Consider the following 23260-nt stretch of genomic DNA (forward strand, 5'->3'; position numbering starts at 1 on the left):
GAAACCTCCTATGCCCGACCGTCCCGACTCCTGGGCCTGGCTCGCCGCCTGGCTCGAACACAACTGGCCAGCGCTCTATGCCGGGCTGGTGGCTGGCGTCATTGCCGCCCTGCGCATCGCCTACGGCGGCGGCACCCTGCGCCGCGTGCTGCTCGAGGCACCCCTCTGTGGCGCCTTGGCCCTGGCGGCGAGCCATGGCCTTTCCCTGCTGGGCATCCCTGCCAGTACCGGCCCCTTCTGGGGCGGAATCATCGGCCTGCTGGGCGTCGAGGGCACTCGCGCCGCGGCCAAACGCTTCGTCGAACGCAAGGTGGAAACGCAATGAACCAGCCCAAGATCCTGCTCATAGGCGCCCACGGCCTGGCCGTGCGCGACCTGCAGAAAGCCCTGGCTGCGGCCGGCTTCACCGTCGACCTGGACGGCGACTTCGACGAAGGTACCGAGCACGCCGTCGAAGCCTTCCAGCGCTCTGTCGGCCTGGTGGCCGATGGCATCGCGGGCCCGAAGACCTTCGCCGCCCTGCTGGGCAAGCGCGACCCACTCCATCTGGGCTACGCCGACCTCGAGCTCGCCGCCAAGACCCTGGCCGTCCCCGTCGCGGCCGTTCAGGCGGTCAATGAGGTCGAGTCCAAGGGCGAAGGCTTCCTGGACAACGGCCGGGTGGTGATCCTGTTCGAGCGCCACGTCTTCTACCAGCGCCTGGTCAAGGCCCACGGCCAGGCCGAGGCCGACCGCCTGGCTGCGCTCAATCCGAACCTGATCAACCCGAAATCGGGCGGCTACGCCGGTGGCGCGGCCGAGTGGCAGCGCCTGACCTCGGCCCGGCAGATCGACGAAGCCTGCGCGCTGGAGTCGTGCAGCTGGGGCCTGTTCCAGGTCATGGGCTATCACTGGCAGAGCCTCGGCTATGCCAGCGTCCAGGACTTCGTCACCCGCATGCAGACCAGCGAAGCCGAGCAGCTCGAGGCCTTCGTCCGCTTCGTCAAAGCAGAGCCCGCGCTGCTCAAGGCCCTCAAGGCCGGCAAGTGGGCCGACTTCGCCCGCGGTTACAACGGCCCGGCCTACGCTCGCAACCTCTACGACGTGAAGCTCGAGCGCGCCTTCGCCCGCTACAGCACCGCCGCCCCGGCTAAGGACGCCGCATGACACCCGTCACCGACGTGCAGCGCCTCGAGCCGCAGGATGGGGAGGTCTTCATCCTGCCGGCTGGTGCGTCCTTCGAGGAGGCCGAGCGCCTCTGCGAAGCCATCCAGATAGCCAAGCCGGGCGTGCGGGCTGTCGTGGTGATCGGCGAGCTCGAGCACCTGGACCAGGCGGCGATGAACCGCGCTGGCTGGTACCGCCAATGATCAGCTGGAAGGAGAAGGCGCTCTTCGCGCTCGCCCTGGCCCTGACGATCGCCGTGCTGTGCCTGACCCTCTATGCGCAGGGCCTGCGCATCGACCAGGCCAACCAGAAGCGCGAGGCCGCTGAGGACCGGGTCACCCAGCTGACCGGCGAGCGCGACCACCTCGCCGACATCCTCACCGAGCAGCGAGCCGCCCAGGCCCGGCTGCAGACCACCCAGACAGACCTGCGCCGCGAGATCGATGTCCGCAAGCGCCGGATCCAGGAGCTCGAAATTGAAAACGCCGACCTCAAGGCTTGGGCTGGCCAGCCTCTGCCTGCTGCTGCTCGCCGGCTGCGCCAGCGGCCCGTCATCACCGGAGCCACGGCTTACCGTGATTGGCTGTCCAGTGGTAACGCGCTGCCAGCTGCCGTCGACCGCCCCGCGCAATAACGGCGAGCTCCTGGACGACAGCGAAGCCCTGGAAGCCGCCTGGGCCGACTGCGCCGCCCAGGTCGATATGGTCTATGACGCCCAGCAGGCCCGCCCATGAACAAGCCAGAGAGCCTGCGTGCTCACCTGCTCTCTGCCGTGCCGGAGCTGCGCCACAGCCCTGACCGGCTGCTGGTCTTCATCGACAAGGGCAAGCTGCGCTGCACCGCCGCGGCCAGCCTGTCCTGGGAGTACGGCTACGAGCTGCAGATCATCCTCACCGACTTCGCCGGCCACCCTGACGCCGTGATGCTGCCGCTGCTGGCCTGGGTTCGGACGAACCAGTCCGAGCTGCTGGCCAACCTGGACAAGTCCGCCCAGGGCATCGGCTTCGAGGCCGACATCCTGGACAACTCCAAGGTAGATCTGGCCATCACCCTGCCGCTCACCGAGCGCGTGGTCGTGAAACGCCAGCCGGACGACACCTACCAGCTGAACCACGTGCCCGAGTCCCCGTATACCGAGTACCAGGAGCCGGCCACCTGGCAGGTCTTCGTCGGCGACGAGCTGCTGGCCGAATGGCAATCTGGAACTGCCGGCGACGCCCTGGCCCTGGAAACGCCACATCCAGGCCGCAGCCGTGGCTGACCTCGAGGCGCTGGAGACCTGGCTTTCGCCGCTCCTGCAGAAGCTGGATGGCCGCGGCCGGGCCCAACTGGCCCGCAAGGCTGCCCAGCAGCTGCGCCGCAGTCAGCAGCAGCGGATCCGCGCCCAGGTGAACCCCGACGGCTCGCCGTTCGAGGCACGCAAGCCGCGAGATCTGCGCGGCAAGAAGGGCCGCATCAAACGGCGGATGTTCGAGAGGCTCAACATGGCCCGGTACCTCAAGGCCAAGGGCACGCCGCATCAGGCTGTGATCGGCTTCGCCGGCCGCGTCTCCCGCATCGCCCGCGTCCACCAGTACGGACTGAAAGACCGAGCAGAGCGCGAGGCACCTGAGGTCCGCTACGCCCGCCGCGAATTGCTTGGGCTGTCTGACCAGGACCTGCAGCAGCTGCGCGACTCGCTTCTGGACGGTCTACTCGACTGACTACCAGCCCGCCCGCTTCAGCAGCTCAGTACGACGAGCCAGATCATTTTCCAACTCGATTTGGATACCCTCCATGATGCGGAGCACATCGGTGTAAGCGTCGGTGTCCAGGTCTACTCTTACGAGTTGCCGCTCGAACCTGGCCAACATCAGCTCATGACCCAAGATCGACTCTTCTAGATCTCCCAGCGTCGGTCTGTATAAGCACCCCATCGGTTGCCCTCCTCTGAATGGTCTGTCTTCTTTGACCCCTAGGTAGTCGCCACGCTTGTTTTGGGTGCTGATATGTAGCGACTGCCGCTACACAACCGCCCGGCTGCACCTCGCGCGCGCGGCCGCCATCCTCAGCGGCATGACCGATATCGCCGCCCTCTCCCGCCTCATCGAGAACCTGATCCGCCTCGGCACCATCGCCGAGGTCGACCATGGCAGTCTCCAAGACAAGCGCCCTGCCCGGGTTCGGGTTCAGAGCGGCGACCTGCTGACTGGCTGGTTGCCCTGGGCCGCCCTGCGCGCCGGCACCACGCGCGACTGGGATCCGCCTACCGTGGGCGAGCAGGTCCTGGTCCTGAGCCCCAGCGGCCAGACTGCCCAGGGCATCGCCATCACCGGACTGTTCAGCGCCCTCATCCCCGCCAATGGCGATCGCGCCGGCCTGCACCGCCGCACCTACCCGGACGGCGCCGTCGTCGAGTACGACAGCGCGGCCCACCAGCTGCTGGCCACCCTGCCCGCCGGCGGCCGGGTCGAGATCGTCGCCCCGGGCGGTTTCAAGCTGCAGGGCGACGTGGACATCGACGGCCTAGTGACCGTGACCCGCGACGTCGTCGCCGCCGGCATCAGCCTGGTCAAGCACCCCCATGGCGGCGTCCAGGTCGGCAACGCCCAGACCGGAGCGCCCTCTCCATGATGAGCCGCGAAACGGGCCTGGCCGTCACCGAGCTCGAGGAGCTCCAGCAGTCGGTCGGCGACATCCTCACCACGCCGATCGGCACCCGCGTGATGCGCCGCCCCTATGGCTGCGACCTGTTCAGCCTGATCGATCAGCCGTTCAACGATGCCACAGCCCTGCAGGCCAAGGCCGTGGCCGTGATCGCCCTCATGCGCTGGGAGCCGCGCCTCAACCTCACCCGCATCGCGCTCACCCTGGGCGACGCCCCGGGCCAGGCCTTCGTCGACCTGGAGGGCTACAGCACCGTCACCAACGCCGCCGTCAGCCTGCGCGCCCCCTTGGTCTTTGGAGGCCTCGCATGATCGACCTTTCCCTCCTGCCGTTGCCCGACGTCGTCGAGTCCCTGGACTTCGAGACCCTGCTGGCCGCCCGCAAGGCCCGCCTGGTCAGCCTGTACCCGGCTGCCGAGCAGGCCAATATCGCCGCGCGCCTGGAGCTGGAGTCGCAGCCGCTGAACAAGCTGCTCCAGGAGAACACCTACCGCGAGCTCATCCTCCGCCAGCGCATCAACGACGGCGCCAAGGCCGTGATGCTGGCCTATGCCACCGGTGCGGACCTGGAGAACGTCGCCGCCTGGTACGGCGTCCAGCGCCTGCTGGTAACGCCGGCCGACACCAGCGTCACCCCGGCCATCCCCGCCGTCTATGAGACGGACGATCGCCTGCGGTACCGGACCCAGCTCGCCCTGGAAGGCTTCACCACCGCCGGCCCGCGCAACGCCTACCGCTATCACGCGCTGTCCGCCTCGGCCAAGGTCAAGGACGTGGCCATCCTGCGTCCCATCCAGGGCACCGTGCGGGTCGTGGTCCTGAGCACGGAAGGCGACGGCACGCCGAGCGCCGCGCTGCTGGCCACCGTGACCGCAGCGCTCAACGACGAAGACGTCCGGCCGCTCTGCGACACCGTCGAAGTGGTCGCCGCCGAGATCCTGCCCTACCAGGTGGCAGCCACCCTGGTCTTCTACAACGGCCCGGATATGGCCGTTGTGCAAACCGCGGCCCTGGCCAAGGCGAAGGCCTACGTGGCCGAGCGCCACGCCATGGGCCAGGACGTCTCCCGCTCGGGCCTGTTCGCCGCGCTGCATCAGAGCGGCGTGCAGAACGTCATCCTGAACAGCCCGGCCACCGACCTCGAGGTCGCCCAGCACCAGGCCGCCTACTGCACCGGCATCACCCTGACCCAGGGCGGCACCGATGAGTAGCGTGCTGCTGCCACCCAACAGCCTGCCGCTGGAGCGTGCGATCACCGCCAGCGGTGCCGGCCTCGATGCGCTGCCGGTCCCGATCCGTGATCTGTGGAACCCCTGGAAGTGCCCGGCCGCGGTGCTGCCCTGGCTGGCCTGGGCGGTCTCGGTCGACGACTGGGACGTCAACTGGGGCGAGGACGCCAAGCGCCAGATCATTGCGGATTCCGTCACCGTTCACCGGCACAAGGGCACCCGCGGCGCCGTCCGCCGCGCCCTGACCAACCTGCTCGGCTCCGAGGCTTTCACCCTCATCGAAGGCGCCACGGGCGGCCTCTACGACGCCAACCGCACCTACAACGGCGACCGCTTCTATGGCCATGACGAGCACTGGGCCAAGTACAGCGTTTACGTCACCCAGCCCATCAGCGTGGCCCAGGCCGCGCGGATCCGCCAAACCCTCGCCGACGTCGCCCCGGCGCGCTGCGAGCTCATTGCCCTCAACTTCACCGCTGCGCTCAACGATCACAGCGGCACTTTCCGTTACGACGGGACCTTCACCTACGGAGTCGCTTGATGACGAACCTCACCGAAAAAGAGCAGTGGGAGGATGGCGTCTACCAGATCGAGAAAACCGATCCGGTAGTCGGCGGCCCCGATGGGCTCTCCAACCGCCAGGGCCAGCAGCTGGCCAACCGCACCAAGTACCTCAAAGGCCTAGTGGATGGCCTGCTCAGCGGAGCACGCAACGCTGCGGTGGCCGTCAAGCTGGCCACCGCGCGCGCGGTCAAGCTCACCGGTGACGCCACCGCCACCGGGACCTTCGACGGCAGCGCTGATCTGTCCCTGACCGTGACCCTGGCCGACACCGGGGTCGCCGCAGGGACCTATGGTGGCGTCACGCTCGACAAGAAAGGACGCGCCACCGCCGCCGCCATCTTCCTGCCCGTCGCCAACGGCGGTACCGGCAACGGATCCGGCCAAGCGCCCAGCGCCACCAAGCTGGCCACCGCGCGGACCATCAACGGCGTGCTCTTCGACGGCACGGCGAACATCACCATCACCGACGACAGCAAGGCGCCGCTCAACTCGCCGGTGCTGACGGGCGACCCGCGCGCGCCAACGCCGTCTGCCGGCGACAATGACACCAGCATCGCCACGACGGCCTTCGTCCAGGCCGCGATCGCCGCCTTGGTCAATGGCTCGCCGGAAGCGCTCAACCAGCTCAACGAACTGGCGGCCGCCCTGGGCAATAACCCGAACTATGCCACCGATATGGCCACGGCGCTGGGGCTCAAGGCCAATAGCGAGTCGCCGAACCTGACTGGTACGCCCAAGGCGCCCACGGCTGGCATCGCCACCAACACCACCCAGATCGCCACCACCGCCTTTGTGCAGGCTGTGATGGCGGCCTATGGCCTGGCCGGCGCGGCGCCGGTACAGAACAACGCGATAAACCTCAACGACGCACCGGTAGGCGGCATGATCCGTTGCGAAGACGTCGTGACCGCCGGAGCGGCCTTGAACTGGCCGGTGACCGGTGCGGCGGATGCGGCTCGGGTGGCATTCGAGGTCTTCACCCACGGCCTGCCGGGTTCTGCTGCTCGCTTGACCCAGGTAGCCACCGAAGTCTTCGGCGCCTCGGGCGGTCGAGGGCGGACGTTCGTTCGGGTCCGGCACGACGCGACCTGGTATGCATGGCGCGAATTCGCGTTCGCCGACCAGCTTGCCAACGTTGCCCGAACCGGCAAGTTCTCCGATCTCCAGGACCAGACTGATCATGTGCTGAAGGGCACGACGACGGGCAACGGCTGGAAGCTCGTCACCCTGCAGAACCTGGAAGCCGCTGGAAACCTGTCGCTCGAATACCGCAACAGTGCCGGTATCACCACGCTGTGCTATCAGGGCGTCAACGACGGCAACGGCGGCTGGAGACCTCGCTGGTTCTTCACGCCCAGTGGCTCGGCCACCGCAGACCGCCGCGCCTACTTCGGCGGCCTCAATGACCAGGACCAGATGGAATACGTGGTCAAGACGCGGATCCGGCCGGGCAGCAGCTGGATCACCGATCCCAGCGGGGCCAGCCTGTGTGTACAGAGCGATGCCGGCGACGGCACTGGCGGTCTTTCGGTGATGAGCTATGCGCCCACCGTGGCCATGCTCGATCGGACTGGCGGCGCCAAGTCCTCGCGCTGGAAGACCGATGGCAACAACCTGTTCCTGGAATGGGACAACGGCGACAACGGGGCAACGTGGAACCCGTCCCTGCTGAGCGTGACCCCAGGCGGTGAAGTCCGGTCGCTGTCATCGAACTGTTATCGGATCGTGTCCGGCAATTACGGCACCTTCTGGCGCAACGACGGCAATTACCTCTGGCTCATGATCACCGCTTCGGGCGATCCGTATGGCGGCTACAACTCGCTCCGCCCGCTGTCGGTCAAGCTCGATACGGGCAAGGTCGTCGTGGGTAACGGCATCGAAATGCCGACCAAGGCCCGCGGCGACAGCACCAACGATGGTGCCAGTACTGCCTTTGTCCAGGACGCCACCGGCACCCGCACCGCCGAGGTCGTCTTCTTCCCCAGCAGCTCGGCGCCGGCCGGCTTCCTCAAGGCCAACGGCGCCGCGGTATCGCGCTCCACCTACGCCGCGCTGTTCGCCGTGATCGGTACCAACTTCGGCGCAGGGGATGGCTCCTCCACGTTCAACCTACCGGATCTGCGGGGTGAGTTCCTACGCGCCTGGGACGATGGGCGCGGCGTCGATGGTTGTCGGGTCCTGAACAGCAGCCAGGCCAGCCAGAACCTGAACCACACCCACAGCGCCACTGCGGCGAACGCCGGTGCCCACCAGCACACCATGTCGTTCAAGCAGGACCGCGCGCCGGAAGGCTCTGGTAATGCCGTGTACGGCGATGAGGCCTATTACTCCGGTGAAGCCAGTCAGGGCACCAGTACCGCGGGCGACCACACCCACACCATCACCGTCAGCTTCAGCGGCGGTACCGAATCACGCCCGCGCAACATCGCGTTGCTGGCCTGCATCAAGTATTGAGGATCGCCCCCATGACCGTTACCGACTCTGAAAACCTGCTGGTCAGCCTGGACCTTCCCGCCCAGACCACTGCGCTTCCCTGGTGGCAAGACCGCCTGGTCCCCCAGGTGGCCACCTTCGATCCGGTGTCCGGCGAGCTCCTGGGCAAAACGTCGGCGGATCCCAGCCCGCTGGAGCCGGATGTCTGGCTCATCCCGGCCCACAGCACCCTGGACAATCCGCCCGAGCCGAGCACCGGCATGGTCCTGGTGCGCCGCGATGAAGCCTGGATCGAGGTCGAGGATCACCGCGGTGCCACCGTCTACCACACCGGCACCGGCGAGCCACGCCAGTGGGCACTCCTGGGCCCCCTGCCCAGCGATTACACCCTGGTGGCGCCGCTGAGCGAATTCGACACCTGGCAGGACGATCACTGGCAGCTGGACGAGGCCGCGCAACTGGCCGCGGCCAAGGCCCTGGCCACCCGCAAGCGCGCCCTGCTGCTGCAGTACGCCAGCAACCAGGTCGACGCCCTGCAGGATGCCGTGGATCTGGAGATCGCCACCGAGGCTGAGACCAAGGCGCTCAAGTCCTGGAAGACCTATCGGGTGCTGCTCAATCGCGTTGACACCATCGGCGCCGTCCCGGCCGAAGGCGACTGGCCAACCAGCCCGGATCCGGCCGCCACCACCGGCTACCTCTCCGCCCAGGGCTACCAGGAGCCCACTCCGGCCGCCTGATGGCGGTCGGCATTTTGTAGCGGGCTCCGCTACAACTCCCGCCCCGCGACCCGCGCGCGCGGATCCGCCAGCCTGTGCAGCGTCACCTACCCACCTGCGCAGGCAACCCCTCATGGCTGACTACCATCACGGCGTGCGTGTCCTCGAGATCAATCAGGGCACCCGCTCCATCTCCACCGTTTCCACCGCCGTCATCGGCATGGTCTGCACCGGCAGCGATGCCGATGCCGACGCCTTCCCACTCAACACCCCCGTCCTGCTGACCAACGTCCAGGGCGCTGTCGGCAAAGCCGGCACCAAGGGCACCCTGGCCGAATCGCTGCAGGCCATCGCCGACCAGTCCAAGCCGGTCACCGTCGTGGTGCGCGTGCCCGATGGCGCCAATGCGGCCGAGCTGCAGAGCAACATCATCGGCGGCGTCGCCAATGGCCGTTACACCGGTATGAAGGCGCTGCTCGCGGCCAAGGCCCAGCTGGGCATCACGCCGCGCATCCTGGGCGTGCCCGGGCTCGACACTCAGGCCGTCACCACCGCCATGGTGGCGATCGCCAAGCAGCTGCGTGGCTTCGTCTATGCGAGCTGCAACGGCTGCGCCACCAAGGAAGAGGCCGTCGCCTACCGCAACCAGTTCGGCGCCCGTGAGCTGATGCTCCACTGGCCGGACTTCCTGGCCTGGTCCACCGTCCAGAACGCCACTGTGACCGCCAACGCCACCGCCCGGGCCCTGGGCCTGCGCGCCCAGCTGGACCAGAGCACCGGCTGGCACAAGACCCTGTCGAACGTGGCCGTGGACGGCGTGACCGGCATCAGCAAGGACGTCTTCTGGGATCTGCAGAACACCGCAACCGACAGCGACTACCTCAACGGCAACGAGGTCACCACGCTGATCAACCACGACGGCTATCGCTTCTGGGGCTCGCGCACCACCAGCGAGGATCCGCTCTTCGCCTTCGAGAACTACACCCGCACCGCCCAGGTGCTGGCCGACACCATGGCCGAGGCGCATTTCTGGGCCAATGACCGCCCCATGCACCCGAGCCTGGTGCGCGACATCGTCGAGGGCATCAACGCCAAGTTCCGCGAGCTGACTCGCCAGGGCTACCTGCTCGGCGGCGAGTGCTGGTACGACGCCGATGCCAACGAGAAGGAGACGCTCAAGGCCGGCAAGCTCTTCCTGGACTACGACTACACCCCGGTCCCGCCGCTGGAAGACCTGACCCTGCGCCAGCGCATAACCGACCGCTTCCTGGTCGACTTCGCCAGCCGCGTCAACGCCTGATCCCTACCCTGAACATCCGGCGTCCCCTAGGCCGCCTTTTGGAGAGCTGCCCTCATGGCCATGCCCCGCAAACTCAAGAACATGATGCTTTTCAACGACGGCCACTCCTACCTGGGCGTCGCCAAGTCCTGCACCCTGCCGCCCCTCGGCCGCAAGATGGAAGCCTTCCGCGGCGCCGGCATGAACGGCCCAGTCAAGGCCGACCTGGGCTTCTCCGACGACGGCATCCAGCTGGAGTGGACCCTGGGTGGACTGGATCTCACCGCCCTAAAGCAATTCGGCGCCGTGGGCGCCGCAGCCGTACCCCTGCGCTTCACCGGCACCTACCAGCAGGACGACACCGGCGAGGACACCGCCGTCGAGATCGTGGTCCGCGGCCGTCACGAGACCATCGAGATGGGCGAAGCCACTCCGGGCGAAGACACCGAGCACAAGATCACCACCACCTGCAGCTACTACAAGCTGATCGTGGCGGGCGAGACCGTGATCGAGATCGACCTCCTCAACTTCGTCGAGATCGTCGGCGGTGAAGACCGCCTGGCCAAGCAGCGCGCCGCCCTCGGGATCTGATACCTCGCCTTTTTCGGCCCACTCCGGCGGGCCAGCCCTAGCCTATTACCTGGAGTACCACCATGAGCGATACCACCCAAGACAACGTCGTCGTCCTCGATCAGCCCATCACCCGCGGCGAGACCACCATCGCCCAGATCACCCTGCGCAAGCCCAACGCCGGCGAGCTGCGCGGCGTCTCCCTGGCCGAGCTGCTGCAGCTGGATGTTGCCGCGATCATGCGTGTGACCCCGCGCATCAGCATTCCCAGCCTCACCGAGAGCGAAGTCCGCTCCATGGATCCGGCCGACCTGGTCGACGTCGGCGGGAAGATCGCCGGTTTTTTGCTCAAGAAGTCGGTCAGGGCGGAGCTCTCCCCGTCCGCGTAGAGGAAGCAATGGCGGATCTCGCCATCACCTTCCACTGGCAACCAGCCCAGCTCGACCAGCTGGGCCTGGCCGAACTGATGGACTGGCGCGAACGCGCCCGCAAGCGAGTCTCCCCCGATGGCCAATGACCTGCAGATCCGTGTCCTCCTGTCCGCCCTGGACAAGGTCACGGCCCCGCTCAAACGCATCGCCGGGGGCGGCAACGCGACCGCCCGGGCGCTCAAGGCTGCCCGGGACCGGGTCAAGGAGCTCAACCAGCAGCAGCAAGACATCAGCGCCTATCAGCGCCAGCGCGAGGCTGTGCGCCAGAGCGCCGAGGCCCTGGCCAAGGGCCAGGAGAAGCTGCGCGGGTATCGGCAGGACCTCAAAGCGATGGACGCACCCTCGGCGGCGTTCCAGAAGCGCTTCGCCAACGTCGCAGCCGAGGTAGATCGCCTGCACGCCAAACACGCCGCCCAGCGCACCGAGCTGCAGCGCCTGCTGCCGATCATGCGCGCCGGTGGCGTCGATACCCGCGACCTCGGCGGCGCCCAGGCACGGCTGCAGGCGCAACTCACCAGCGCCAATGCCGCGATCGACACCCAGCGGGGCAAGCTCGAGCGCCTCAATCGCACCCAGGAGAAGCTGGCAAGCGCCCGCGGCAAGCTCAAGCGCGGCCAGGAGCTCGCCGGCAACGCCGCCATGGCCGGAGCCAGCTCGGCTGCCACCGGCGCCGCGATCGGCGGCCCGGTGCTGGGCATGATCAAGGCCTTTGCCCCGGCCGAGGACGCTGCCACCCAGCTGCGCGCCTCGCTAATGCTGAGCGACGGCACCGCCCCCAAGGAATTCAAGGAGATCTCCGACCTGGCCACGCGCCTGGGCGATCGCCTGCCTGGTACCACCGCCGAATTCCAGGAAATGATGACCATGCTGGTGCGCCAGGGGATGTCGGCCAAGACCATCCTTGGCGGCATGGGCGAGGCCGCGGCCTACCTGGGCGTCCAGCTCAAGATGCCAGTCACCGAGGCGGCCAAGTTCGCCGCCAAGATGCAGGACGCCACCCGTACCAGCGAGAAGGACCTCATGGGCCTGATGGACACCATCCAGCGCGGCTTCTACCTGGGCGTCGACTCCAACAACATGCTCGAGGGCTTCAGCAAGATCAGCCCGGCGCTGGACATCATCAAGAAGGAGGGCCTTGAGGCGGCCAACGCCCTGGCCCCCTTGCTGATCCAGCTCGACCAGACCGGCATGGAGGGCGGCGCTGCCGGCAACGCTCTGCGCAAGATCTTTCAGATGGGCATGGACACCGACAAAGTCGGCAAGGCCAACAAGGGCCTCAAGGACAAGGGTATCAAGCTCGACTTCACCGATGGCAAGGGCGAATTCGGCGGCATGGAGAAGCTCTACGCCCAGCTGGACAAGCTCAAGGTACTCAACACTGAGACCCGCCTGGGCGTGCTGAAACAGGTCTTCGGCGACGACTCCGAGACCCTCACCGCGCTCAACACCATGATGTCCAAGGGCCTGGTCGGCTACCAGGAAGTCCAGGGCAAGATGAAGGCCCAGGCGGACCTGCAGATGCGCGTCAACGAGCAGCTGGGCACCCTTTCCAACACCTGGGAGGCGGCAACTGGCGCCTTCACCAACGCCCAGTCCGAATTCGGCGCCGCCATTGCACCCCAGCTCAAGGAAATCATCACCTGGCTGGGTGACCTCGCTGGCAAAACCGGCGCCTGGGCCCGCGAGAATCCGGTCCTCGCCGGCAACCTGGTCAAGGTGGCCGCGGTGCTGTCTGGCGTGTCGATCGCTTTCGGTACCGTCGCCCTGGGCGTCGCCGGCGTGCTCGGGCCCTTCCTCGCGCTGCGCTTCATGCTTGCTCAAGTTGGTATCCGCCTGCCCAGCGTGCTGGGCCTGCTCTTCAAGCTCGGCAAGGGCACTTTCCCCCTGGTAGCGGCTGGCCTTCGCCTGATCGGTGCGGCAGCGATCGCCAACCCCATTGGCGCTGTCCTGTTCGGACTGGTCGCCGCCGGCGCCCTGATCTACGCCAATTGGAAAACAATCGGTCCGTGGTTCGCAGGGGTATGGGCAGAGATGAAGGCACGGGCCACGGGTGGTATTGCTAGCATCGCTGGGCTGATCCTGGACTTCTCGCCGATCGGCCTCTTCTACCGGGCCTTCGCCGCCGTGCTGAATTACTTCGGCCTGGAACTTCCCCCCCGGCTGACCGAGGTCGGCGCCGTGCTGCTCAATGGGCTCACAGCGGGCGTCAGCGGCGGGATCGGCGCCATCGCCCGCAAGATCCTCGACTTCTCCCCCGTCGGGCTCTTCTACCAGGCCTTCGCTGCTGTGCTGAATTACTTCGGCTTCGACCTCCCGGCCAAATTCACCGAACTCGGCGGCATGATCATGGACGGCCTGGTCCGCGGCATCACCGGCCGCCTGGGCGCGGTGAAAGATGCCGTGATGGGCGCCGGCCAGAGTGCGATCAATTTCTTCAAGGAGAAGCTGGACATTCACTCGCCGTCCCGCGTCTTCGCTGCCCTGGGCGAATACACCATGCAGGGCCTGGCGGTCGGCATGGGCAAAGGCGAAGGCAGCCCCCTGGGTCAGATTGCCGACACCGCCAAGCGTATTGCAGCTACGGCAACGGCGGCGCTGGCCCTCGGCGGTGCTCCGCAGATGTCAGCAGCCCAGCCACTGCCATCTGCCCAGCAGCAACAGATGGAGGCGGTCCGCCAAGTCACCCAGCAGCCGGCAATCCTCGCGCTGGCCCAGCCGGCTGGTGATACCACACTGCTCCAACGGCAGATCGAGTCAGTACGCCAGGCCATCATGCAGCCGGCCGCAGCCGTTGTCCCGGCGATCGTCAAGGACGCATCACCGCAGAGCCGGCAGATTGAGGCGGTACGCCAGACGACGCTGCAGCAGCCAGCACGCGAGCCGATCGCCTTCGATAGCCGGCCCGCGTTGCCGCCAGCGCCGCTTCCAGCGCCCGCAACGGGCGACCACTACGAAATCCATATCCACGCTGCGCCTGCGCAGGATCCGCAGGCCATCGCCCGTCAGGTCCGTGCCGAGCTGGCCCGCTTGCAGGCCGAGAAAGCCGCCCGCAGCCGCAGCAGCCTCAGAGACAGGACCTGACCCCATGATGATGGCCCTCGGCAACTTCATCTTCAGCCTCTACACCCTCGCCTACCAGGAGCTGCAGCGGCAGACCGACTACCGCCACGCCACCAGCTCTCGCGTGGGCGCGGCGCCAGCGCGCCAGTTCCTGGGCAAGGGCGACGACAGCATCACCCTGCCCGGCTGGCTCGCCCCGGAGCTCGCCGGCACGCCCAGCAGCCTGGACGTGCTGCGCTACATGGCCGGTACCGGCGGCGCCTGGCCGCTGATCGAGGGTAGCGGGCGGATCTATGGGCTCTGGGTCATCGAGAGCATCACCGAGACCAAGACGCTCTTCTTCCAGGACGGCACCCCGCGCCGCATCGAGTTCAGCATCGCTCTCAAGCGCGTCGACGACGACACCGGCCGCGAGCTACTCGGCGCCGGCATGGCCGGCATGGGTACCGTGCTGAGGAAGCTGCTGTGATCCAAGAACTGCTCGATACCGCCACCGGCCAGCTGCGCACCCTCGGCCGCGACCTGGTGCAGGGCGCTACCTATGCCCAAGCGCGCTACCAGATCCTGGTCGACGGCAAGGACATTAGCGCCCTCATCGCGCCGCGGCTGATCAGCCTAGATCTGACGGACAACCGCGGCCTCGAGGCCGACCAGCTGAGCCTGGTGCTATCCGACCACGACGGCCTGCTGGCCATCCCGCCCCGGGGCGCCAAGATTCGCCTCTGGCTGGGCTGGTCCACCACCGGACTGATCGACAAGGGCAGCTATGTCGTCGACGAAACCGAGCACAGCGGCGCTCCCGACGTGCTGAGCATCCGAGCGCGCAGCGCCGACCTGCGCAAAGGCCTCAAGACCAAGCGGGACCAGAGCTACAGCGCCACCACCTTGGGCGCCGTGCTGCGCGTTCTGGCCGCGCGCCAGGGGCTCACCCCGCTCATCGCGCCCGCCCTCGAGGCGCAGCAGGTCCTGCAGCTGGACCAAACCGGCGAATCGGACGCCAACCTCCTCACCCGCCTGGGTGAAGACTACGACGCGGTGGCCACCGTGAAAGCCGGCCGCCTGCTCTTCCTCCCGGCCGGCGGCGGCAAGGCGGTTAGCGGCGCCGACCTGGGCCACGTCACCCTCACCCGCAAAGACGGCGACCAGCACAGCTACCTGCAGGCCGATCGTGAGAGCTACGACGCCGTGCGCGCCTTCTACTACGACGTCAACAGCGCTAAGAAGAAGGAGGCCATCGCCGGGGGCGGCGAGAACGTGAAGGACCTGCGCCACATCTACGCCGACCAGCTCTCCGCGCTGCGCGCCGCCCGGGCCGAGTGGAACCGCCTGCAGCGCGGTACCGCCGCCCTCACCTACCAGCTCGCCCTGGGCCGGCCAGAGCTCATGCCCGAACTCACCTACACCCTGCAGGGCGTGAAGGCCGAGATCGACTCCATCATCTGGTACGGGGGGAACGTGCAGCACAGCCTCACCGCGGACGGCGGCTACATCACGCGCCTCGAGCTGGAAGCCAAGCTGCCGGAGGACCTGGTAGCCGACCTGGTCGACGAGATACAGGGCGACTACACCGGCATCATCGCCTACTACCGCGATCCCAAAACCGGCAAGGAGCACACGCTCACCGAAGGCGACCAGAGCAAGCCGCGGCGGTTGCGGTACCTGTACGCCACCAAGGCCACGGCGAAGCGTGCGGTGGAACGGGAATGGCGCAAGCTCCGAGACGTCCAGACATAACCCCTGAACCGTCTAGATCAGGCTTGAGCGCTCGCCGTAGAGCGTTGGTATAAATCTACCAGCACCCTAGCCGCAACCAGGCTCACCTCAAGCAGATCGCAGAAAGCGCACATTCGTACGCAACAGAGATAGCTGCAACAGCTATCCCTTATCACGAATGGGCGATAGCTCCCATCTGATAGTGCTATGTTAGCCAGCGATACCTGAAGACACTCATTCTGTCTGGAAAAGTGCCACCCCCGATGCCTATCGATGTCGCTAAGCCAATCGAACCGTTTGATTCCTCCGCTGGGCGCCTAAAGCTCATCGCGGCCATATTTATCATTGCAGTACTTTTGCTTTTGGCTGGGCTGATCGCCTGGCAATCGATACGCGACTATCGGATGCAAATCAAAGACGCGGAGGAATACACCTCCAACCTCGTTTTATCTGCAGCGCAACATGCGGAAGACGCTATTAAAGAAATCGAAGCCTTTTCAAGCGGAATGGTGGAACGCGCGGAATGGTATGGCTTAGACAACATTGATGCCGAGCGCCTAAGAAAAGTCTTTTTAGGCCAGGCCAGCATAATGCATCAAATACATGGAATATTTATTTATGACAGTGAAGGCCGCTGGCTAGTAACAGATAAAACCACTATTCCACCAAATGCCAATAACTCTGACAGAGAATACTTCATCTATCACAAAACCCATAAAGATCGCAGCATGCACATAGGCCAAGTCATCAAAAGCCGCTCTACGGGAGAACTCGTAATACCAATATCCAGGCGAATAGACAGGCCAGACGGATCGTTCGCCGGTGTGTTTTTAACAACGCTGCACGTCAAATATTTTAATGACTTTTACTCGAACTTCAAGTTAAACGGAAGCGATATCTTTGCCGTTGCGCTTAGGGACGGAACCGTATTAACTCGCCGACCTTTCGACGAAAAGACTGTTGGTACTAATATTTCAAAAGGGGACATCTTTTCGAAATATCTGCCTTTAAGCCCTATTGGTACTGCACGTATCATATCTATAGTGGACGGAGTTGAACGAATAAATAGCTATAGACAGCTAAGCCGTTACCCCCTAGTAGTGCAAGCAGGGCTTTCCATGGATGGGATTTTGGCGCAGTGGCGCCATAGCCTTGTCCGCCTTATATTTCTTACAACAGCAATAGCGATTGTGCTGATAATATTCAGCACAGTGCTTTTCTATCAAATCAAGATCACCAGCAAAACGGAGGATAAGCTAAAAACCGCTCTTCGAGCACTAGAAACGCTTGCTAGTGAAGACGCTTTAACCGGGCTTAAAAACCGTCGCTCTCTAGATCAAACATTACCTATAGAAATTAGTCGAGCACAGAGATCTAACAGTCCGCTCGGCCTCATAATGCTAGACATTGATCACTTCAAAAAATATAACGACCATTACGGACATATCGCGGGCGACGTTTGCATAAAGGCCGTAAGCGAATGCATAAAAAATTCTGTACGACGCCCGAGTGATTTCGCAAGCCGCTTTGGTGGCGAAGAAATGGTCATATTGCTTCCAAGCACCGATGAATTCGGCACTTATGAGGTCGCAAAGAAGATTTCAGAAACGCTTAAAAGCCTTAACATCCCTCATGAGAAAAGCCCGAAAGGCCGAGTCACTGTAAGCATAGGTATCTACTGCTCCCATCCAAACTCGACCATAAATTCACCAGCAGAATTACTAAACCTGTGCGACGAGAGGCTATATCAAGCAAAAATCAAGGGCGCGACGCTATCTTCCCTACAGCTAGGGAACCGATAGGTTAATCACGAATTAAGTCGTATAAATGCCTTGTTTTAATAAGCGGGGTATGAATGAGCTAGAAGGTACGGCCCTCACCTACCAGTTCGCCCTGGGCCGAGCCGAGCTCACCTACACGCCGAAGCGCCTGAAGGCCGAGATCGACGCCATCGTTGTAGTACAGCCTTCCAGAGCAGTCAGCTCAGCTGTGAAACGGAGAGCCGAATGAGCCCGTGCCGGTATAGGTGATCGAACACAGCAAGAAGCGCGTTGATTTGCTCGCTGGGCAAAGCCTCCATATCGCGCGCTGCGGCGATGTAGGCACCGGCTCGGCAGAAATGCAGCTCAAGAAGCTGTACATCCGCCGCGTCTTCCATCTCCTTGATGTAGCGTGCAAGCGTCGACGAGACGTTGGTCTTATGAACCTGAGAGAGAGGCATTGACGATCCTATGCGGGTCCTATCGTGTCACCCTAGTCCGAGCCCAACACCTACAGGACACACAGTCTAAATGTGTCTCCTCCCATGGGCGACGGCGCACAGACAAGACTCTCAGCTTCTTGTCACCATCAAGTCAAGGCCACTCCCTGCGCACCACCCGGCCGTCAGCTAAGTTAAACCTTGCTGAGGCGAGTCGCTCTCAGTGCTACTGCAACACATTTTCGTGGCGTCATGAACAATCAGCTCCAGATCCTCCTCGTGGAAGACGAGCCCCTCGTCCGGGAATTGATAAAGGACGTACTAAGCGATCTGGGCAATGCCGTGATCGAATGCGACCGGGCCGACGCAGGGCTTGCGTGCCTTGAATCAAACGCCGATAACATCGCCCTCTTGGTCACCGATATCCTTACCCCAGGCAGTCTGAACGGCCACCAGCTCGCTCTGATCGCATCCCTGCGCTGGCCGAGGCTGAAGGTTTTGATTACCTCAGGCTACGCGGACGCCAGCACCCACCAATTGCCGCCCAACTCCACGTTTATAGCCAAGCCTTGGTCCTATAAGCAGCTTGAATATGCCGTCCGAGAGCTGATGCAGTAGTGGTCACGCGATTGAAAATTTGAAGCGGTACTGACTGATTATTGATACAGTCCGCACCTTCCTATCGCCTGGTCCTTGTTTGATGCTGAATCTGACGTCCTTTCGGGTGGTAGTCGTCGAAGACGACCCCATGCTGGGGCAGATCCTTGAAGACCTTCTCGACGAGCGCGGCGCTCATTGCACGAGATTTCTGAACGCCGACGATGCGCTATTAGCCCTACTCCGCGATGGGAAGCCGGATCTTCTTGTCACCGATCACCTCGTACCTGGGCAACTGACCGGAGGCGATCTGGCTAACCTGCTGATAAGCCGCTGGCCAACGCTGCCTATTATCATCACAACGGGTTACGGCTTCGAGATCCGGGCAGATCTCCCAGCCAACGTGGTCTATCTCGAGAAGCCTTGGATGCCAGCCACTTTGGAATCCGCGATCGCCCAGGCGTTGCGTTAAGCAGCTTGCTCGAGTTGAAGGGCTAGTTGCCCAGCAGCCTATCGACGCGAGCAGCAAAGGCGTCAACAGAGTAGGGCTTCGCCAGCACTTCCATATCTGACTCAAGCTGCCCCTCATCTTGGAACGCCGTATCGGCATAACCGGTGACAAAGAGCACCTTGAGCCTCGGACGCACCGCTCTAGCGGCCTCGGCCAATTGCCGACCATTCATGAGCCCCGGAAGACCTACGTCCGTGATCAGCAGATCAATCCGGCCATGAGCATTCAGAATCTGCAGCCCGCCCGCACTCCCTGACGCCTCCAGCGTGGTATAGCCAAGGTCCCCCAGAATCTCAGTGGCTAGCATCCGCAGGACCGGCTCATCCTCCACGACGAGTACTACTTTCCCGCTCCCCTTCGTTTCCGGCTTCGCTTCCACACCGATGCAATCACTAGCCAGTTCGTGCTCACTGCACCTCGGCATGTACAAGCACATCGTGGTGCCTTCCCCTAGGGTCGAATCGACCGTGATCCATCCTCCCGACTGCTTGGCGAAGCCATAGATCATCGACAGGCCCAGGCCGGTGCCCTCCCCGATCGGCTTCGTCGTGAAGAACGGATCGAAGATTCGAGTCAATAGCTCTGGTGGTATGCCGGTTCCGGTATCGATCACGCAGAGCGACAGATAGTCACCCGGTGCGAGGTCCAGATTTTCCGCAGCGGGATCCTCGAAATGGTGGTTCGTGGTCTGGATGGTGATACGCCCGCCCGTCGGCATGGCGTCGCGCGCATTGATGCAGAGATTGAGTAGCGCGTTCTCCAACTGGGGCGGATCGATCAGTGCATTCCACAGTTCGGGCTCTGCTATGACTACAACCTCGATCTGCGGACCCACCGTACGGCTGATCATGTCGGTCATATCGGCAACGAGGGCGTTGACGTCAGTCGAACGGGGCTCAAGCGCCTGTCGGCGAGAAAACGCCAGTAACCGATGCGTCAAGGCCGCAGCCTTGTTGGATGCGACCAGGGCCGCGCCAATATAACGATCTAAGTCCTTCAGCCTTCCCTGGCTGACTCGCATTTTGAGCAACTCCATAGCTCCGGTGATTGCGGCCAACAGATTGTTGAAATCGTGCGCCAAGCCTCCGGTCAGTTGCCCCACCGCTTCCATCTTCTGACTCTGCCGCAGGGCATCTTCAGCCGCCGCTAAGGCCAGTGCCTGCTCCTTTTCCTCAGTAATGTCGCGGCCCACTCCGACGATGACGCCTTCCGCTGCCTGCGCGGTCCAGGAGATCCAGCGGTAGCCACCGTCCTTGCAGCGATAGCGATTCTCGAACCTAGCCAGCCGCAAGCCGTGCTCAAGGACGTCCACGGCACCCTGTTCTCTGCGCGCCAGGTCGTCCGCATGAATGAGTTCGAAAACGCTCATATGCATGAGCTCTTCAGGCAACCAGCCCAGGATCTCGCCCCAGGCCGGATTCGACCTGATGATGCGTCCGTCGCCGTCAGCCACCAGCATAAGGTCGCCCGACAGTCGCCAGAGGCGATCACGGTCGCGCGTGCGCTCGGCCACCTGGACTTCCAGCGACGCTGCTGCTTGCTGAAGATTGCGCTTGGAGCGCCGCCTCCCGGCTGCCGCTTGGGTCAAGGCCGCCACGTCCGCGATGAATTCCAATTCCTCTGCCGACCAGACCCGCGGCCGATCGCTGTTGACGAACAACACGGCATCCAACCTGCCTTCTTCGAGAAGGGGCACATTGACTAGCGCGGCAATGTTCACGGCCGCAAAAGCGGCAGACGCGATCCTGGTTCGTGGGTCTGTCGTCACGTCGTTGACGACGATCGGTTTACCCGCACGCAGCCCGGTGAGGGCTTCCCCGTAGCTCCTCAGAAAATGCAGACCGGCACCGGAGGGGACTGCTGAGGCTGTCCAATCACGCTCGATCAGCATCGTGTCTCCATCGGGCTGGATGACCCCATACCCAACGCGGCCCACCCCCAAGGTTCGCCCGGTGATCTCTGCAGCCAGATAGGCGATATCAGCGGCACGTTCAAAGTCGTGCTGTCGGGCCCCCAGCTCAATCAATGCCGCGCGTTCAGCCTCTCGATGCTTTCGCGCGGTAATGTCAGAAAACAACACGGCAACCTGGTTAGGCGCGTGGGTCCCCAGCGGATAGGCATAGACGTCGTAGTGCCGGTTGTTCAGTGATGAGGCCCGGTGCTCGAAATGCACGGCCTTGCCGGTAGCCAACATCTCGGCGTACCGCTCGGCCCAGGGAGACTCCCCCTGAGGCGCCAGGTCACCCATCCACTGCCCGGTGACATCGGTCAGGCCCGTGATCTCGCCGAACGCCTTGTTCACCTTGAGGAAGCGATAGTCCTCCGGTGCACCCAGGTCGTCGCAGCGGACCTCGACGATGCAGAAGCCGATGGCAATGGCGTTGTACAGCTGCCGATAGTTGGCCTCCTGCTCAGCCACCGCCAGTTCGTTGAGCTTGGCCTGGGTGATATCGCGGGACACGGACAGGATCCGCCGGGGCTGCCCAGCCTCATCGAAGATCGGGGTGACCTGGACATCCCACCATTTCGCGTTGCCCTGGAAGGTATTGGCCTTGCCCTGGAAGCGGCCCATCTTGCCTTCACGGGCCGACTGCAGCGCTCTCCTCGCCTCCTGGTGATTCTCTCCCTGCAAGAAGTTGGGCCACGGGCAGCCCTTGATCGAGTTGAAGTCGCTGACCTCCATCAGCGCCTGCCCGCCGTCGTTCATGTAGGCGACGCGCCCCTCCAGATCGAGGACCTTGATGCAGTCTCCTGAGGCAGCCAGGATGCTACGCAGAAAGGCCGAATCGGCCTTGTACTGCTCAGCCGAGGCGAGCTCCTGACGCAGGCGATCATTTTCAATAGTAAGTGCGATAATTGCTTGGTCAGGGGTGTTGGTTCGGCTGGTCATTAAGAGGGGGCGTAGGCGGAGGGGGATGACGCGCGAATTATCAGACAGGATCGTGTTCATTTCCTGTCCGAGACGACAGATGGCACTACGGTCCCACTAAAGGCAGCAGCGAGGCTCACTGACCAAGACGTGCGCCTCACTGTGTCACCGCGCCTGCTGCCGCCGAGACGCCTAGGCGGGCCTGCACACCAGGGGCCCGCTGACCCTAGCCAGGTCCAGCACCAGCAGATAGACCCTCTCCCGATCATCCCGGGATAAGCCCCTGACGGCCTCCAGCAGTCGCGCCTCGTACTCACAGGCTGCCGAAGGCACGGGTTGTCGGCCACAGACCACGAAAGGGGCGTTCCTGAGCTGTTCCATAGGTACTGCATACTCCTTTTTACTGGATATTGTTACAGTACAATCTGAGACATGGGTCGCCAACTCTTGAAAAGCGTTTGAAACAAAAAGCCCAGCTTTTGGCTGGGCTTCTGCGTTCGTGGGGCACGATCTTCAAGTCTTGCCGGAATCCAGGCTGCCGTCCGCCGCAGCTATCGCAAAAGCCATACGGCGCACAGACTCTTTGCTGTAATCCGACATGCCACGGTAATAGGCAACGACCTCCTGCTCATCTGGCGTCAGCGCGGACGCTTCAATGGGTGCGCGCCTCCCAGTGAGGACATAGAGCACATCGACTCCCGCTGCGGCCACGGCCGCCAGATATGCGGAATCAGGGTTCCGCTCTCCCTTCTCGTACTTCCCCTGCGAATTCCGATTTACGCCGCCGATTTGGCCTAGTTCGTCCTGGGTCAAGCTCAGCCGATCTCGTTCTTCGCGCAGTCTGTCGCCTAATGCACGCACTTGCACACAATATCCTTTGACTTGCGCCCTATTGGATGCATAATCAGCTCTCAATGAACACGTTTGAACACACAGGAACACTATGCCCGCCCCTCTGACTCCCGAGCAAGCCCGCGCCCAGCTGGATCGAGCGGGCATATCTATCGCTGAGTTCTGCCGCACTCACTCGTTGAACAAGAATTTGGTCAGCGACCTTCTCAACGGCCGCAAGAAGGGCCGTCGAGGGGAGTCCCACCGCGCAGCCGTTCTGCTCGGCATCAAACAGGGCGAGATTCCGGCTACCACCGCGGCCCAACACTAGGGCCGCATGGCCCAGGGAGAAACTGGAAGATGAAACGTGATCTTGCCCAGTCCCAGTGGACACCCCCGTTAAGCGATAAACTGCAACGAGGTGAATCATGGCAAGACAAGCAACCCCAATGAAACAGACCCG

General features: G+C 63.7%; 26 protein-coding genes and 1 pseudogene. 24 read left to right on the forward strand and 3 right to left on the reverse strand.

Annotated elements, in window-relative coordinates:
- Nucleotides 1–10: 10 nt before the first annotated feature.
- The 21 genes and pseudogenes from EC839_RS17645 to EC839_RS17740 all read left to right on the forward strand — a co-directional run bounded on the left by EC839_RS17645 (nt 11) and on the right by EC839_RS17740 (nt 17591).
- On the forward strand, nt 11–325 hold the full coding sequence (locus tag EC839_RS17645) for a phage holin, lambda family (protein WP_007162910.1): 315 nt from the start codon (nt 11–13) through the stop codon (nt 323–325).
- On the forward strand, nt 322–1146 hold the full coding sequence (locus EC839_RS17650) for an N-acetylmuramidase family protein (RefSeq protein ID WP_007162911.1): 825 nt from the start codon (nt 322–324) through the stop codon (nt 1144–1146). Before EC839_RS17645 ends, EC839_RS17650 begins: the two co-directional genes overlap by 4 nt.
- Complete coding sequence (locus EC839_RS17655) at nt 1143–1349, forward strand: hypothetical protein (RefSeq protein WP_007162912.1); 207 nt, start codon at nt 1143–1145, stop codon at nt 1347–1349. The genes EC839_RS17650 and EC839_RS17655 overlap by 4 nt, the downstream gene beginning before the upstream one ends.
- A pseudogene (locus tag EC839_RS24615) lies at nt 1346–1699 on the forward strand (LysB family phage lysis regulatory protein); the annotation flags it as partial. The gene EC839_RS17655 and the pseudogene EC839_RS24615, both read left to right, overlap by 4 nt.
- Nucleotides 1623–1880, forward strand: coding sequence for an Rz1-like lysis system protein LysC (gene lysC, locus EC839_RS24385; RefSeq protein WP_080568412.1), 258 nt, complete (start codon nt 1623–1625; stop codon nt 1878–1880). The pseudogene EC839_RS24615 and the gene lysC, both read left to right, overlap by 77 nt.
- Complete coding sequence (locus EC839_RS17665) at nt 1877–2407, forward strand: phage tail protein (protein ID WP_007162915.1); 531 nt, start codon at nt 1877–1879, stop codon at nt 2405–2407. Before lysC ends, EC839_RS17665 begins: the two co-directional genes overlap by 4 nt.
- A complete protein-coding gene (locus tag EC839_RS17670; RefSeq protein ID WP_007162916.1) occupies nt 2400–2849 on the forward strand; it encodes a phage virion morphogenesis protein in 450 nt (149 codons plus the stop codon). Before EC839_RS17665 ends, EC839_RS17670 begins: the two co-directional genes overlap by 8 nt.
- Before the next feature lie 352 nt (nt 2850–3201).
- Entirely contained in the window at nt 3202–3759 is a 558-nt protein-coding gene (locus EC839_RS17675; protein WP_039976469.1) for a phage baseplate assembly protein V, read from the forward strand.
- The gene (locus EC839_RS17680; protein WP_039976470.1) at nt 3759–4103 is read left to right on the forward strand and encodes a GPW/gp25 family protein; all 345 of its coding nucleotides are present in this window, start codon (nt 3759–3761) and stop codon (nt 4101–4103) included. The genes EC839_RS17675 and EC839_RS17680 overlap by 1 nt, the downstream gene beginning before the upstream one ends.
- Nucleotides 4100–5002 carry a baseplate J/gp47 family protein gene (locus EC839_RS17685; RefSeq protein ID WP_007162920.1) on the forward strand — a complete coding sequence of 301 codons (903 nt, stop codon included), beginning with the start codon at nt 4100–4102 and terminating at the stop codon, nt 5000–5002. The genes EC839_RS17680 and EC839_RS17685 overlap by 4 nt, the downstream gene beginning before the upstream one ends.
- The gene (locus EC839_RS17690) at nt 4995–5561 is read left to right on the forward strand and encodes a phage tail protein I (protein ID WP_039976457.1); all 567 of its coding nucleotides are present in this window, start codon (nt 4995–4997) and stop codon (nt 5559–5561) included. Before EC839_RS17685 ends, EC839_RS17690 begins: the two co-directional genes overlap by 8 nt.
- Nucleotides 5561–8038 carry a phage tail protein gene (locus EC839_RS24620; protein WP_256681080.1) on the forward strand — a complete coding sequence of 826 codons (2478 nt, stop codon included), beginning with the start codon at nt 5561–5563 and terminating at the stop codon, nt 8036–8038. Before EC839_RS17690 ends, EC839_RS24620 begins: the two co-directional genes overlap by 1 nt.
- A gap of 11 nt (nt 8039–8049) precedes the next feature.
- A complete protein-coding gene (locus tag EC839_RS17700; RefSeq protein WP_007162923.1) occupies nt 8050–8757 on the forward strand; it encodes a tail fiber assembly protein in 708 nt (235 codons plus the stop codon).
- Between the two features lie 112 nt (nt 8758–8869).
- The gene (locus EC839_RS17705; protein ID WP_007162924.1) at nt 8870–10036 is read left to right on the forward strand and encodes a phage tail sheath protein; all 1167 of its coding nucleotides are present in this window, start codon (nt 8870–8872) and stop codon (nt 10034–10036) included.
- Nucleotides 10037–10090: 54 nt separating this feature from the next.
- Entirely contained in the window at nt 10091–10606 is a 516-nt protein-coding gene (locus EC839_RS17710; RefSeq protein ID WP_007162925.1) for a phage major tail tube protein, read from the forward strand.
- 62 nt (nt 10607–10668) lie between these two features.
- Complete coding sequence (locus EC839_RS17715) at nt 10669–10974, forward strand: phage tail assembly protein (protein ID WP_007162926.1); 306 nt, start codon at nt 10669–10671, stop codon at nt 10972–10974.
- 8 nt (nt 10975–10982) lie between these two features.
- On the forward strand, nt 10983–11102 hold the full coding sequence (locus EC839_RS17720) for a GpE family phage tail protein (protein ID WP_007162927.1): 120 nt from the start codon (nt 10983–10985) through the stop codon (nt 11100–11102).
- On the forward strand, nt 11092–14097 hold the full coding sequence (locus tag EC839_RS17725; RefSeq protein ID WP_007162928.1) for a phage tail tape measure protein: 3006 nt from the start codon (nt 11092–11094) through the stop codon (nt 14095–14097). Before EC839_RS17720 ends, EC839_RS17725 begins: the two co-directional genes overlap by 11 nt.
- Nucleotides 14098–14101: 4 nt before the next feature.
- Nucleotides 14102–14545: a phage tail protein gene (locus tag EC839_RS17730; protein WP_007162929.1), complete on the forward strand. Its 444-nt coding sequence runs from the start codon at nt 14102–14104 to the stop codon at nt 14543–14545.
- Nucleotides 14542–15810, forward strand: a complete 1269-nt coding sequence (locus EC839_RS17735; protein ID WP_007162930.1) for a phage late control D family protein — start codon at nt 14542–14544, stop codon at nt 15808–15810. Before EC839_RS17730 ends, EC839_RS17735 begins: the two co-directional genes overlap by 4 nt.
- A gap of 242 nt (nt 15811–16052) precedes the next feature.
- Nucleotides 16053–17591 (forward strand): sensor domain-containing diguanylate cyclase, encoded by a 1539-nt coding sequence (locus EC839_RS17740; protein ID WP_132832939.1) that lies wholly within the window; start codon nt 16053–16055, stop codon nt 17589–17591.
- A gap of 176 nt (nt 17592–17767) precedes the next feature.
- On the opposite strand, the gene EC839_RS17745 is transcribed toward EC839_RS17740, so the two are convergent.
- A complete protein-coding gene (locus tag EC839_RS17745) occupies nt 17768–18010 on the reverse strand; it encodes a hypothetical protein (protein WP_007162932.1) in 243 nt (80 codons plus the stop codon).
- A gap of 231 nt (nt 18011–18241) precedes the next feature.
- Between EC839_RS17745 and EC839_RS17750 the strand changes: the two genes are divergently transcribed.
- Together EC839_RS17750 and EC839_RS17755 are read left to right on the forward strand one after the other, a co-directional pair.
- Nucleotides 18242–18607, forward strand: coding sequence for a response regulator (locus EC839_RS17750; RefSeq protein WP_132832940.1), 366 nt, complete (start codon nt 18242–18244; stop codon nt 18605–18607).
- 82 nt (nt 18608–18689) lie between these two features.
- Nucleotides 18690–19058 carry a response regulator gene (locus tag EC839_RS17755; RefSeq protein ID WP_039976462.1) on the forward strand — a complete coding sequence of 123 codons (369 nt, stop codon included), beginning with the start codon at nt 18690–18692 and terminating at the stop codon, nt 19056–19058.
- A 22-nt stretch (nt 19059–19080) separates the two neighbouring features.
- Here EC839_RS17755 and EC839_RS17760 read toward each other — a convergent pair whose 3' ends face one another.
- Both EC839_RS17760 and EC839_RS17765 read right to left on the reverse strand, forming a co-directional pair.
- Nucleotides 19081–22047: a PAS domain-containing protein gene (locus tag EC839_RS17760; protein ID WP_007162935.1), complete on the reverse strand. Its 2967-nt coding sequence runs from the start codon at nt 22045–22047 to the stop codon at nt 19081–19083.
- 432 nt (nt 22048–22479) lie between these two features.
- Nucleotides 22480–22779: a hypothetical protein gene (locus tag EC839_RS17765; protein ID WP_007162937.1), complete on the reverse strand. Its 300-nt coding sequence runs from the start codon at nt 22777–22779 to the stop codon at nt 22480–22482.
- Nucleotides 22780–22909: 130 nt separating this feature from the next.
- Between EC839_RS17765 and EC839_RS17770 the strand changes: the two genes are divergently transcribed.
- On the forward strand, nt 22910–23128 hold the full coding sequence (locus EC839_RS17770) for a DNA-binding protein (RefSeq protein ID WP_007162938.1): 219 nt from the start codon (nt 22910–22912) through the stop codon (nt 23126–23128).
- The last annotated feature ends 132 nt before the right edge of the window (nt 23129–23260 follow it).

It is taken from the genome of Pseudomonas sp. JUb52 (assembly GCF_004341115.1).
Lineage (GTDB): Bacteria > Pseudomonadota > Gammaproteobacteria > Pseudomonadales > Pseudomonadaceae > Chryseomonas > Chryseomonas oryzihabitans.

What these genes read in the sequence shown, in the direction of transcription:
- EC839_RS17645 (WP_007162910.1), top strand. Translation starts at nt 11, where the DNA reads ATGCCCGACCGTCCCGACTCCTGGGCCTGGCTCGCCGCCTGGCTCGAA.
- EC839_RS17650 (WP_007162911.1), top strand. Translation starts at nt 322, where the DNA reads ATGAACCAGCCCAAGATCCTGCTCATAGGCGCCCACGGCCTGGCCGTG.
- EC839_RS17655 (WP_007162912.1), top strand. Translation starts at nt 1,143, where the DNA reads ATGACACCCGTCACCGACGTGCAGCGCCTCGAGCCGCAGGATGGGGAG.
- EC839_RS17665 (WP_007162915.1), top strand. Translation starts at nt 1,877, where the DNA reads ATGAACAAGCCAGAGAGCCTGCGTGCTCACCTGCTCTCTGCCGTGCCG.
- EC839_RS17675 (WP_039976469.1), top strand. Translation starts at nt 3,202, where the DNA reads ATGACCGATATCGCCGCCCTCTCCCGCCTCATCGAGAACCTGATCCGC.
- EC839_RS17680 (WP_039976470.1), top strand. Translation starts at nt 3,759, where the DNA reads ATGAGCCGCGAAACGGGCCTGGCCGTCACCGAGCTCGAGGAGCTCCAG.
- EC839_RS17685 (WP_007162920.1), top strand. Translation starts at nt 4,100, where the DNA reads ATGATCGACCTTTCCCTCCTGCCGTTGCCCGACGTCGTCGAGTCCCTG.
- EC839_RS17690 (WP_039976457.1), top strand. Translation starts at nt 4,995, where the DNA reads ATGAGTAGCGTGCTGCTGCCACCCAACAGCCTGCCGCTGGAGCGTGCG.
- EC839_RS24620 (WP_256681080.1), top strand. Translation starts at nt 5,561, where the DNA reads ATGACGAACCTCACCGAAAAAGAGCAGTGGGAGGATGGCGTCTACCAG.
- EC839_RS17700 (WP_007162923.1), top strand. Translation starts at nt 8,050, where the DNA reads ATGACCGTTACCGACTCTGAAAACCTGCTGGTCAGCCTGGACCTTCCC.
- EC839_RS17705 (WP_007162924.1), top strand. Translation starts at nt 8,870, where the DNA reads ATGGCTGACTACCATCACGGCGTGCGTGTCCTCGAGATCAATCAGGGC.
- EC839_RS17710 (WP_007162925.1), top strand. Translation starts at nt 10,091, where the DNA reads ATGGCCATGCCCCGCAAACTCAAGAACATGATGCTTTTCAACGACGGC.
- EC839_RS17715 (WP_007162926.1), top strand. Translation starts at nt 10,669, where the DNA reads ATGAGCGATACCACCCAAGACAACGTCGTCGTCCTCGATCAGCCCATC.
- EC839_RS17720 (WP_007162927.1), top strand. Translation starts at nt 10,983, where the DNA reads ATGGCGGATCTCGCCATCACCTTCCACTGGCAACCAGCCCAGCTCGAC.
- EC839_RS17725 (WP_007162928.1), top strand. Translation starts at nt 11,092, where the DNA reads ATGGCCAATGACCTGCAGATCCGTGTCCTCCTGTCCGCCCTGGACAAG.
- EC839_RS17730 (WP_007162929.1), top strand. Translation starts at nt 14,102, where the DNA reads ATGATGATGGCCCTCGGCAACTTCATCTTCAGCCTCTACACCCTCGCC.
- EC839_RS17740 (WP_132832939.1), top strand. Translation starts at nt 16,053, where the DNA reads ATGCCTATCGATGTCGCTAAGCCAATCGAACCGTTTGATTCCTCCGCT.
- EC839_RS17745 (WP_007162932.1), bottom strand. Translation starts at nt 18,010, where the DNA reads ATGCCTCTCTCTCAGGTTCATAAGACCAACGTCTCGTCGACGCTTGCA.
- EC839_RS17750 (WP_132832940.1), top strand. Translation starts at nt 18,242, where the DNA reads ATGAACAATCAGCTCCAGATCCTCCTCGTGGAAGACGAGCCCCTCGTC.
- EC839_RS17755 (WP_039976462.1), top strand. Translation starts at nt 18,690, where the DNA reads ATGCTGAATCTGACGTCCTTTCGGGTGGTAGTCGTCGAAGACGACCCC.
- EC839_RS17760 (WP_007162935.1), bottom strand. Translation starts at nt 22,047, where the DNA reads ATGAACACGATCCTGTCTGATAATTCGCGCGTCATCCCCCTCCGCCTA.
- EC839_RS17770 (WP_007162938.1), top strand. Translation starts at nt 22,910, where the DNA reads ATGCCCGCCCCTCTGACTCCCGAGCAAGCCCGCGCCCAGCTGGATCGA.